At 53.6% G+C, this 10,660-nt stretch carries 11 protein-coding genes; all 11 read left to right on the top strand.

Features of this window, described 5'->3' with window-relative positions:
• The first annotated feature begins 813 nt into the window (after window positions 1-813).
• Window positions 814-1,080: a 30S ribosomal protein S20 gene (gene rpsT / locus CXF87_RS10725; RefSeq protein WP_008959243.1), complete on the top strand. Its 267-nt coding sequence runs from the start codon at window positions 814-816 to the stop codon at window positions 1,078-1,080.
• 110 nt (window positions 1,081-1,190) lie between these two features.
• Entirely contained in the window at window positions 1,191-2,774 is a 1,584-nt protein-coding gene (murJ, locus tag CXF87_RS10720; RefSeq protein WP_198556053.1) for a murein biosynthesis integral membrane protein MurJ, read from the top strand.
• Between the two features lie 65 nt (window positions 2,775-2,839).
• Window positions 2,840-3,877: a bifunctional riboflavin kinase/FAD synthetase gene (gene ribF, locus CXF87_RS10715; RefSeq protein WP_101146638.1), complete on the top strand. Its 1,038-nt coding sequence runs from the start codon at window positions 2,840-2,842 to the stop codon at window positions 3,875-3,877.
• Complete coding sequence (gene ileS / locus CXF87_RS10710) at window positions 3,861-6,716, top strand: isoleucine--tRNA ligase (RefSeq protein ID WP_101146637.1); 2,856 nt, start codon at window positions 3,861-3,863, stop codon at window positions 6,714-6,716. The genes ribF and ileS overlap by 17 nt, the downstream gene beginning before the upstream one ends.
• Before the next feature lie 55 nt (window positions 6,717-6,771).
• Entirely contained in the window at window positions 6,772-7,269 is a 498-nt protein-coding gene (gene lspA, locus CXF87_RS10705) for a signal peptidase II (RefSeq protein WP_101146639.1), read from the top strand.
• An 88-nt stretch (window positions 7,270-7,357) separates the two neighbouring features.
• Window positions 7,358-7,804, top strand: a complete 447-nt coding sequence (fkpB, locus tag CXF87_RS10700; protein WP_101146636.1) for an FKBP-type peptidyl-prolyl cis-trans isomerase — start codon at window positions 7,358-7,360, stop codon at window positions 7,802-7,804.
• A gap of 30 nt (window positions 7,805-7,834) precedes the next feature.
• Entirely contained in the window at window positions 7,835-8,815 is a 981-nt protein-coding gene (ispH, locus tag CXF87_RS10695) for a 4-hydroxy-3-methylbut-2-enyl diphosphate reductase (protein WP_101146635.1), read from the top strand.
• 36 nt (window positions 8,816-8,851) lie between these two features.
• Window positions 8,852-9,301: a type IV pilin protein gene (locus tag CXF87_RS22260; protein ID WP_101146634.1), complete on the top strand. Its 450-nt coding sequence runs from the start codon at window positions 8,852-8,854 to the stop codon at window positions 9,299-9,301.
• 3 nt (window positions 9,302-9,304) lie between these two features.
• Window positions 9,305-9,790: a GspH/FimT family pseudopilin gene (locus tag CXF87_RS10685; RefSeq protein ID WP_101146633.1), complete on the top strand. Its 486-nt coding sequence runs from the start codon at window positions 9,305-9,307 to the stop codon at window positions 9,788-9,790.
• Complete coding sequence (gene pilV / locus CXF87_RS10680) at window positions 9,790-10,227, top strand: type IV pilus modification protein PilV (protein WP_101146632.1); 438 nt, start codon at window positions 9,790-9,792, stop codon at window positions 10,225-10,227. The genes CXF87_RS10685 and pilV overlap by 1 nt, the downstream gene beginning before the upstream one ends.
• A gap of 8 nt (window positions 10,228-10,235) precedes the next feature.
• The coding region (locus CXF87_RS10675; RefSeq protein ID WP_101146631.1) for a PilW family protein at window positions 10,236-10,660 on the top strand (425 nt) is incomplete at its 3' end.

The raw sequence follows: 10,660 nt of genomic DNA, 5'->3' as shown, positions 1-10,660 counted from the left end.
ACCATTGCCCAAATGAGTAGGCTCGAAAGCTTCGGTAGCGGCGGCCACGTAATGGCCGCCGCGCTATTTTAACTATTCCATGCGGTTAGCCGTGTTGACTTGGTCCGCGCTGAGCTCGGTAAGCTATGTTGAACGCGTATGTTTTTCATTTTCCCCACTTTAAAAAGTAATAAGATGCGACTGCTTTTTAAGGCGTGCCATGCAGCAGCTTTAGAATTAATTGTATTAGCTTGTTTTTATGGAGCTGGTTGAACGTTGCAAATCGATCAACGTGGTGCTCAAGGAGGCAGCTAGGCAAGTTTGGAAAGCGCTTAATACTAGATTTTCTAGTTTTAATTGACTAGCACGATGGTGCTCTTCAGAGTGTAACGCTAAGGTTGTTTTGTGTCTTCCTTTAATCTTTTTTAATGATGCTTTTTGTACGGAACATGTCTCTTTAAATATATAAAAAAACAGAAAAATTTAATTGGCGTGCAAAAATAAGCCGTGCTTGAATCCATAAATCACCCCATCGACCTTGGGATTCTCGATCAACGACCATTGACAACGGCTAGCAAGCGCGCATGGTGCGTGATAGACTATGCCATCCTCTCAGACAGACCCGTGAATGGGCAGCTCGATTTAACTGCCTATTATACGTTTTGGTAGGGTGGAAAAGCCTGCCAAATCAACTGGTTGTTATAGACCTGATCAGCTAGTTGTTAGAGAAGTGTCATGTTGCGGAACGTCGTGCTGTCATAGCGCAGCCGACAAACACATATTTAATTTCGTTGCCGTTTTTTCGGCAACCTTTATTCTCCAAGGAGATACCCTGTGGCGAACAGCAAGCAAGCTCGCAAGCGCGCCCGCCAGGCCGAGAACCGTCGCGTCCTGAAATCCAGCCAGCGCAGCATGGTCCGCACCTACATCAAGCGTGTAGTGAAAGCGATCAGCACCGGCGACCACGCTAAGGCAATGGAAGAGTTCAAGGCCATGCAGCCGGTCGTTGACCGTATTGCAGACAAAGACGTGCTGTCTAAGAAGAAAGCAGCTCGCCTGAAGAGCCGTTTGAACAAGCGTATTAAGGCACTGGCGGCGTAAGCCGGCAGGCGCCATAAAAAAACCGGCTGCGGCCGGTTTTTTTGTGTCTGAATGATTTTTCTAGACAGTCTTTCTAGACAGTTTTTCTGGATGGCTTTTGTGGATAGCTTATGACAGCGAAGAAAGCTCCCAATACTTCCTCAAACACCGCAATAGTCCGCCGCGGGCTAATGCGCTCGGGTCTCGTCGTCAGTGCGATGACGATGCTGTCGAGGGTGATGGGGCTGGCGCGCGACGTGGTTATCGCTACCTTATTAGGGGCAGGGGATGGCGCCGATGCGTTTTTTGTGGCGTTTAAGATCCCTAATTTTTTGCGCCGTCTATTTGCCGAAGGGGCCTTCAATCAAGCCTTCGTGCCGGTGCTTTCGGAGTACTCTACCCAGCGTAATCGGGAGGAGATACGTGCGCTACTGAATGCGACCGCGGGTAGCTTAACCGCAGTGCTGGCGCTGATTACTGCCGTGGCAATGCTCTGCGCGCCGTGGTTGATTTGGGTGTTTGCCCCCGGGTTTGGCAGTGAACCAGAAAAGCTAGCGCTGACCGCGGATATGCTGCGCTTAACGTTTCCCTATTTATTGCTGATTTCGCTTACCGCGTTTGCCGGTAGCGTGCTGAATACCTGGAACCGCTTTGCGGTGCCTGCGTTTACCCCGGTGCTGCTTAACCTTTCGCTGATTGGTGCGGCGCTGTTCTTGATGCCGCTAATGGAAGAGCCCGCCATGGCGCTGGCCTGGGGCGTGCTGATCGCCGGGGCTGCTCAGCTGGTTTTTCAGGTGCCATTTTTACTGCGCTTGGGGCTGATGCCCACGCCCTGGCCAAACTTTGCCCACGAGGGCGTACGGCGCATACTGAAATTGATGGGGCCTGCGCTGTTTGGGGTGTCGGTATCGCAAATTAATCTGCTGTTGGATACGGTCTTGGCTTCGTTGCTAGCGGCGGGTAGCGTGTCGTGGCTCTATTACTCTGACCGGTTGGTAGAACTGCCGCTAGGCGTGTTTGGCGTGGCGATTGGTACGGTGATTTTGCCAGCGCTTTCCAAGCGACATGCTGACCAGTCCAAAGAGCACTTTGCTGCGATGCTCGATTGGGCTATTCGCATTGTGTTGCTGTTAGGCTTGCCCGCGGCGCTAGCGCTGGCGGTGTTGGCTGAGCCGCTGTTAATCACGCTATTCCATTACGGCGCGATGACTGACAACGACATCCAAATGGCGGCGATGAGCCTGCGCGCTTACGCCTTCGGTTTGGTAGCCTTTATGCTGATCAAAGTATTGGCACCGGGCTTTTTTGCCCGTCAAGACACCAAAACCCCGGTAAAGGTAGGCATTATCGCCATGGTCGCTAATATGGTGCTTAACCTGCTGCTAATTTGGCCGCTGGCGCATGCCGGGTTGGCGTTGGCCACCGCGCTGTCAGCCTTCTTGAACGCTGGCCTGCTGGGTTACCTGCTGCATAAGCAGGGTGTGCTAGTGTTTCAGCCGGGCTGGAAGCGTTATTCGGTACAGCTAATCGGGGGCAGTGGGTTAATGTGTGCGGCACTCTATTTTGTGGCGCCGGACTGGCAAGCGTGGCTCTCCTTTGGCCTGTGGCAGCGGATAAGCTGGGTCACTGGGCTGGTGGTCATGGGCGGCTCACTCTACTTCGCGTGGCTGGCAGCATTAGGTTTACGCATCCGTCATTTTAAAATGCACTCATAACGCTGCACCCTGGCGTGTGGGTTCGTTATAATCAGAGGCTTTGTCCTCCCAACGGCTGAGGTGCCATGCGCGTCATTCGAGGTCTGCACAACTTGAAAGCGGCTCATCGTGGCTGCGTTGCGACTATCGGTAACTTCGATGGTGTGCATCGCGGCCATCAGGCCATTCTTCAGCAGTGCCGTGAACATGCCGCACGCTGGAGTGTGCCGCTGACAGTGGTGGTGTTCGAGCCCCAGCCGCGCGAATTTTTTGCCGGTGACCAAGCACCGCCGCGGTTAACCCGCCTGCGAGAAAAAGTGCGTTTACTGCGTGATTTTGGCGCAGAACAAGTGCTGGTGCTGCCGTTTAACGATACGCTGCGCAGCCTGACGGGGCGCGAGTTTATCGATCAGGTATTGATTGATGGGCTCGGCGTTAAGCATTTGGTGGTCGGCGATGATTTCCGTTTTGGCTGTGATCGTCGCGGTGACTTTGCGCTGCTGGCGGAAGTAGGGCGCGAGCAGGGGTTTGGTGTCGAGCACACGCGCACGTTTACCGTGGATGACGAGCGGGTGTCCAGCACGCGGGTGCGTACCTTGCTGGCCAGCGGCAATTTTTCCGCCGCGGCGCGTTTGCTGGGCCGCCCCTATTCGTTGCATGGCCGTGTGGTGCGTGACCAGCAGTTGGGGCGCACGCTTGGCGTACCCACCGCCAACTTGCCGCTGCTGCCCCAACCGTTAACGCTGCGGGGTGTCTTTGCGGTAGTCGCTGAGCTTGAAGGTGGTGAACGCCACCAGGGCGTTGCCAATGTTGGCTTTCGTCCGACGGTGGGTTCAGAGCGGCCAACCCTTGAGGTGCACCTGCTGGATTTTGCCGGTGATCTTTACGGCCAACGTATGACGGTATACCCCTGTACGCGACTGCGGGGCGAGGTCAAGTTTGACGGCCTTGACGCGCTGAAAGCGCAAATTGAACGTGACCAAGCCCGTGCTCGCCACTATTTTTCGGCGGCAGTGGCCAACCACGATTATTCTCTTCCGCTGGCCTCGGCCCCGCTTGGGCGTGAGACCGCTTCTTCTGATTCATCTTCGGCGGGAAATTCCGCTGATGCTAACGACGGCTGACCGGACTATGGATTACAAGCACACGCTGAATTTGCCTGAAACTGACTTCCCCATGCGCGGCATGCTGCCAAAGCAAGAGCCAGGGCGGGTTTCCCAGTGGCAGGATATGAATATTTACCAGCGCCTGCGTGAAGCGCGTGCAGGTGCGCCGCTGTTTGTTCTGCACGATGGCCCTCCTTACGCCAACGGCAGTATTCATATCGGTCATGCCGTTAATAAAATTCTTAAAGATATCATCGTTAAGTCTAAGAATTTAGCCGGTTTTGACGCCCCTTATGTGCCGGGTTGGGACTGCCACGGTTTGCCCATTGAGCACAAGGTAGAAACCACCCATGGCAAGCACTTGGCGCCGGAACACGCCCGTGAGCTGTGCCGTGAATACGCCGGTGCGCAAATCGAAACGCAGTTGGCCGACTTTGTGCGTTTGGGCATTATCGGTGACTGGGATCACCCGTACCGCACCATGGATTTCGCCAACGAAGCGGGCGAGATTCGTGCCTTGGCCGAGATGGTCGACGCGGGTTACGTATTTAAAGGCTTGAAGCCGGTGAACTGGTGCTTTGACTGTGGCTCAGCGCTGGCGGAAGCCGAAGTCGAGTACGCGGATAAAAAGTCCGACGCCATCGACGTCGCCTTCCCGGTGGAAGACGCCGACAAGCTGGCGGCCGCGTTCGGTTTAAGCGAACTGTCTAAACCGGCGGCGGTAGTGATCTGGACCACCACGCCTTGGACCATTCCGGCCAACCAAGCGTTGAACGTTCACCCCGAGTTCACCTACGCGCTGGTCGATACCGGTGAGCGGCTATTGCTGCTGGCGGAAGAGTTGGTGGAAAGCTGTTTAGAGCGTTTTGGGTTGCAAGGCGAAGTGATTGCCACGACGCAAGGCAAACAGCTTGATCTGATCAATTTCCGTCACCCGTTTTATGATCGTCTCTCGCCGGTTTATTTGGCGGAGTATGTCGAGTCAGAAGTGGGCAGCACGGGTATCGTTCACTCCGCTCCTTCTTACGGCATGGATGACTTTTTGACCTGCCGCGAGCATGGGATGGAGTTCGATGACATGCTTAACCCGGTGCAGGGCAACGGCGTTTACGCTGACGACCTGCCGTTCTTCGGCGGCCAGATGATTTGGAAAGCTAACCCCCAGATCGTCGAAAAACTGCGCGAAGTCGGTGCGCTGATGGCGCATATTCCGATCAAGCACAGCTACATGCACTGCTGGCGCCACAAAACGCCGGTGATCTACCGGGCCACGGCGCAATGGTTTGTGGGCATGGATATTCAAGGCAAAGACGGCAAAACGCTGCGCGAGCGTGCTCTCGAAGGCATCGAGGCCACGGCGTTTACGCCTGCTTGGGGTCAGGCGCGCCTGCACAGCATGATTGCAAACCGCCCGGACTGGTGTATCTCCCGCCAGCGCAACTGGGGCGTGCCGATTCCGTTCTTTTTGCATAAGCAAACCGGTGAGCTGCACCCGCGTACCGTTGGTTTGATGGAAGAGGCGGCCAAGCGCGTTGAGCTAGAAGGCATCGATGCTTGGTTCAAGCTCGACCCCGCTGAGCTATTGGGAGCGGAAGCGGCGGATTACGACAAAGTCACCGATACACTCGATGTATGGTTTGACTCCGGTACCACACACCGCCACGTATTGCGTGGCTCGCACCCGCACGGCCATGAAAGCGGCCCGCGAGCGGATCTCTATCTGGAAGGCTCTGACCAGCACCGTGGTTGGTTCCACTCGTCGCTGCTGACAGGCTCGGCCATTGACGGTCATCCGCCTTATCGTCAGCTGCTGACCCACGGCTTTACCGTCGATTCTCAGGGCCGCAAACAGTCCAAATCGCTGGGTAACGTGGTCGCGCCCCAGGAAGTGATGGATAAGCTGGGCGGTGATATTCTGCGCCTATGGGTCGCCTCCACCGATTACTCTGGCGAAATGGCCGTTTCCGACGAGATTTTGAAGCGCACGTCAGACGTATATCGGCGGATTCGGAACACTGCACGCTTTCTGCTTTCAAACCTTAGCGGGTTTGATCCAGAGAAAAACCAAGTCGCATTTGGCGATATGTTGGCGCTGGATCAATGGGTCGTGGATCGTGCTTACCAATTGCAAGCGCGGATCGAAAAAGCCTATGAAGAGTACCGCTTCCTGGATGTGTATCAGCAGGTGCACGGTTTCTGCGCGCGGGAACTGGGTGGCTTCTATTTAGATGTCATCAAAGACCGCCAATACACCACGCAAACCGACTCACTTTCACGCCGCAGTGCGCAAACCGCGCTCTATCACGTAGTGGAAGCATTGAGCCGCTGGATCGCGCCGATTCTCTCCTTCACTGCCGAAGAGATCCACGAAAACATCCCCGGTAAGCGCGGCGACAGCGTGCTGCTTGAGACCTACTATACGGATCTGGGCAGCCTGGACGATAACGCTGATTTAGGCCGCGCGTTCTGGGAGCAGGTGCTGGAGGTTAAGCACTCGGTCAATAAGTGCCTGGAAGACGCCCGTAATGCCAAAGTGATCAAGGGCAGCCTGGCGGCAGAGGTCACGCTATACGTGAGCGACGAGCTTCAGGCGACACTGACTAAACTGGGCGATGAACTGCGCTTTGTCATGCTCACCAGCGAAGTCACGCTTAAGCCCCTGGCTGATGCAGGCGATGCAGAAGCAACGGATCTAGAGAGTCTGAAAGTGGCTGTCAAAGCCAGCGACAACGACAAGTGCGAGCGTTGCTGGCACCACCGCCCTGATGTAGGCACGCATGCCGAGCACCCTGATCTATGTGGCCGCTGTATCAGCAACCTCCCTGAAGGCAGTGGTGAGACTCGTTACTATGCTTAAAGAAGGAAATACGCCTGATACGGATACGTCTAGCGATGCCAGCGCGCGGCCGACGATGCAGCGGCCGTTGCGTTGGCTGTGGCTAGCGGTGGTAGTGATTGTGTTGGACTTGGCCACGAAATACGTGGCCAGCAGCCAGCTCGGCTATGCTCAGCCGGTGGAAGTGTTGCCGTTCTTTAATCTGACACTGCTACACAACACCGGCGCGGCATTCAGCTTTTTAGCCACTCACCCCGGCTGGCAGCGCTGGTTCTTCGCCCTGATTGCGATTGGCGCGACGGTAGGCTTAACCATTTGGCTCACACGCATCAAGCACGATGAAAAACTGTTGGCGATCGCGCTGCCGTTGATTATCGGGGGTGCGCTGGGGAATCTTTATGACCGCTTGGTACATGGCTATGTAGTCGATTTTCTCTCCTTCCACGCCGCCGGATGGTACTACCCGGCGTTTAATGTGGCGGATATTGCGATTACCCTGGGGGCGGTCGCTTTAATCTGGGAATCGATCATGGGTGAGCGGCGGCGTAAAAAAGCGCACGGGAACGTTTCATAACGGTCTGACCATGAAGGTCTGTTAATAGCGGTCTGTCCTAACGAGAAGACATTCACTTAAAGTCATTTATAGACAGGTAAGGATGGTAATGAGCGACTACCGTATTGATGATGGCATGGAAGTGACGCTGCACTTCACCTTAAAGCTGGAAGACGGCACTTTGGTAGACTCCACCAAAGATAAAGCACCGGCTACCTTCGCAGTGGGCGATGGGAATCTGCCGCCCGGTTTTGAGCATCCGATTAAAGGCATGGCCGCGGGTCAAGAGGGGACGTTTCAGATCACCCCAGAGCATGCTTTCGGTCAGCATAACCCGCAAAATATTCAGACCCTGAAGCGGGAAGATTTTGGTGACGAGCCCCCGGAAATTGGCATGGTGATGTCGTTTGCCGATAAAGCGGGAACGGAATTGCCAGGTGTGGTCAAAACCATTGACGGTGATCGTATTGAGGTGGATTTCAATCACCCGTTAGCAGGCCGCACGCTTACGTTTGAAGTAGAAGTACTGGACGTTAAGCCGGTGAACACTCATTAAGCAGATGCTACGTCGCATCAAGGCGCTCTTATGACAAGCACGCAGCAAACACAGCCTATCGAAATTAAATTGGCCAACCCGCGCGGCTTTTGTGCCGGTGTGGATCGTGCGATTGATATCGTCAATCGCGCGCTGGATGTCTTTGGCCCGCCCATTTATGTGCGCCATGAGGTGGTCCATAACCGCTTTGTGGTCGAAACACTGCGGGATCGTGGTGCTGTGTTCGTTGAAGAGCTGGATGAAGTGCCGGATGACGTCATTGTCATTTTCTCAGCCCACGGTGTTTCCCGAGCGGTGCAAGCCGATGCCGAGCGGCGGGGGTTGAAGGTATTTGACGCCACCTGCCCGCTAGTGACCAAGGTGCACCTGGAAGTGCTGCGCTACGCCAAACGTGGGCAGGAGTGCATTTTGATCGGCCATGAAGGGCACCCGGAAGTCGAAGGCACCATGGGGCGCTACGATACCTCCCACGGCGGGCGTATCTACTTGGTCGAGGACGAAAAAGACGTTGCTAACCTGGAAGTACGTGATCCCTCCAAGCTTGCTTTCGTAACGCAAACCACGCTCTCAATGGATGACACTGCCAAAGTGATTGATGCGCTGCGTGACAAGTTTTCCGAGATCCAAGGCCCACGTAATGATGATATCTGTTACGCCACGCAAAATCGCCAGGATGCCGTGCGTGAGCTAGCCGCCCAGAGTGATTTGTTATTAGTGGTTGGTAGCCCCAATAGCTCAAACTCGAACCGCTTGCGGGAGCTTTCGGAGCGTATGGGTACACCTGCCTATTTGATCGACAACGCCGATCAGATCGACCCGCAATGGCTTGAGAATGTAGCGCGTATCGGCGTCACCGCTGGCGCCAGTGCCCCTGAAGTGCTGGTCAAAGGGGTGATTGCCAAGCTTCAAACCATGGGCGCTGCTATGCCCGAAGAGTTACAAGGCCGCGAAGAAACCATTACTTTTTCCATGCCAAAAGAGTTACGTGAAAAGGTGATTGCCAGCAGCTAATGCAAAGTGTATGGGTTTGCGACATACTGAAACGGTATGAGCCAACTAATACAGGAGCAAAGCCGCGTGCCTTACGTTACTCATCCTTCCACTGGCCGTTTTTCTCATAACGGCCAGCGCGGCTTTACCCTCATCGAGCTGATGATTGTGGTGGTGATCATTGGCATCATCGCCTCCATTGCCTACCCCAGTTATACCCGCTATGTGGAACGCAGCCAGCGCTCAGACGCCACAACTGTACTGATGGAAGCCGCTAGCCATTTGGAGCGCTGTTATACCAAAAATTATAGCTATGACGGCTGTACGGATGCCGATGAGCATCTTGGTCGTCAGTCAAATGACTTATATACCTTTGATCAAATTGATGCCGATGCGGGTAGTTATACAGTCAGTGCAACAGAAGAGGAAGTAGGCAGTGTGAAAGATGGGTGTGCGACGTTGGAGCTACATAGTGATGGTGATCGTACTCCTCGCGACTGCTGGTAACTTATGAATCAACGCGGCTTTACGCTGATTGAACTTCTGATTACTTTGGCCATCGCCGCCATTCTGGCTACTGTGGCGGTTCCTTCGTTCTCAGGCTTTCTTGCCCGTCAGCAGCTAGCGAGTGATGCGAATGCAGTTTTGTCAGGCCTAAATTATGCTCGTAGCCAAGCAATTACACAGCGCATTGAGGTCAATTTTGAAATTGAGCAAGACGGTAATCGCTGGCGCTTTAGCGTAGAGCCTGAAGACGATAACGAGGCCCTCGCGCGAACGAGAAATGGCATGGGCAACGGCTCTATACAGTTGGAAGCTAATGTAACGGTTAAATTTGAGGAGCTTGGTAAAGCTGAAAATTGCGGTAGCAGCGATTGTAAAATCAGGCTAGATCATCCTGGGCTAGATGATTGCCGTGTCATTCTAGTCAATGAAGTAGGGCGTGTAGAAAGCCTCAATAAGGATGAAAGAGAACAAGAAGAGGCTTGCAGCTAATGAGCAAGTATAGGTTACGACAGCGAGGGTTTTCATTAATAGAGGCACTCATCGCGCTTTTGGTTCTCTCCATCGGTCTCATTGGTGTTGCGGCTATGCAGTTAAAAGCATTGCAAAGTGCCACCGCAGGTTACCAGCGCTCTGTGGTAACGGTCGCCGCAGTAGATGCACAGGAGCGGCTTTGGGCGGAGCTACCCGGATTAGCACAAAACAGCGAAGACTGTACTGACATTGACATCAATAACGTAGAGGCAGCTTGGGTTGAGTGGTGGGATGATAATGAAGCCTCGAACCCGCTACGTAATGTTAACTGGGTAGATAGTGGTATATCCCCCGGTGATACGGATTGTGAATTCACTATCAGCGTCGTTTTAGATGATGGTCCTGGCGAAATCGAGACGGACCTCTCATACACTTTTCGTCTTCCTAAATTGTGAGGCGTGCGATGTCAAAACAGTGGCAAACAGGCTTTACGCTCGTTGAATTGATGGTAGCAATGGCGATCGGTACCATCATTATTCTTGGTGCAGGGCAACTGTTTCTCACCACATTTCAGACGTTTCAAAAAGTCGATGAATTGAGTCGAAAACAAGAAACGCTAGTGTTTGCAGCTAGCTCGATTATTGAACGTGTGCGTAATAGCGATAATGGAAATAGTGGTGATAGTGGCTATTCACTCAATTGTGAAGAAGTGACAGTAGGAACTTCACAAAGGTGCGATTGCACCATTTATGATGCTTATGAAAATGGTCAGCCTATCTTAACGTTTGAAAAAAATATTAATGCTGATGAAGGCCTTGAAGCGAGTTGTTCCGGTGAAAATACTAATAGTGATATAAGTGAACCATCAGGATTTAATGCTTATTTATA

Origin of the sequence: Halomonas sp. MES3-P3E (assembly GCF_002836035.1) — a bacterium.
GTDB lineage: Bacteria > Pseudomonadota > Gammaproteobacteria > Pseudomonadales > Halomonadaceae > Vreelandella > Vreelandella arctica.
The sequence above is the reverse complement of the archived record's forward strand: the minus strand, read 5'-3'. Positions and strand labels throughout refer to the sequence as shown.

Coding starts and splice junctions, on each gene's coding strand:
- ileS (WP_101146637.1), top strand. CDS start 3,861: ATGCTAACGACGGCTGACCGGACTATGGATTACAAGCACACGCTGAAT.
- ispH (WP_101146635.1), top strand. CDS start 7,835: ATGACAAGCACGCAGCAAACACAGCCTATCGAAATTAAATTGGCCAAC.
- murJ (WP_198556053.1), top strand. CDS start 1,191: ATGACAGCGAAGAAAGCTCCCAATACTTCCTCAAACACCGCAATAGTC.
- pilV (WP_101146632.1), top strand. CDS start 9,790: ATGAGCAAGTATAGGTTACGACAGCGAGGGTTTTCATTAATAGAGGCA.
- lspA (WP_101146639.1), top strand. CDS start 6,772: ATGCAGCGGCCGTTGCGTTGGCTGTGGCTAGCGGTGGTAGTGATTGTG.
- CXF87_RS10685 (WP_101146633.1), top strand. CDS start 9,305: ATGAATCAACGCGGCTTTACGCTGATTGAACTTCTGATTACTTTGGCC.
- ribF (WP_101146638.1), top strand. CDS start 2,840: ATGCGCGTCATTCGAGGTCTGCACAACTTGAAAGCGGCTCATCGTGGC.
- CXF87_RS22260 (WP_101146634.1), top strand. CDS start 8,852: ATGAGCCAACTAATACAGGAGCAAAGCCGCGTGCCTTACGTTACTCAT.
- fkpB (WP_101146636.1), top strand. CDS start 7,358: ATGAGCGACTACCGTATTGATGATGGCATGGAAGTGACGCTGCACTTC.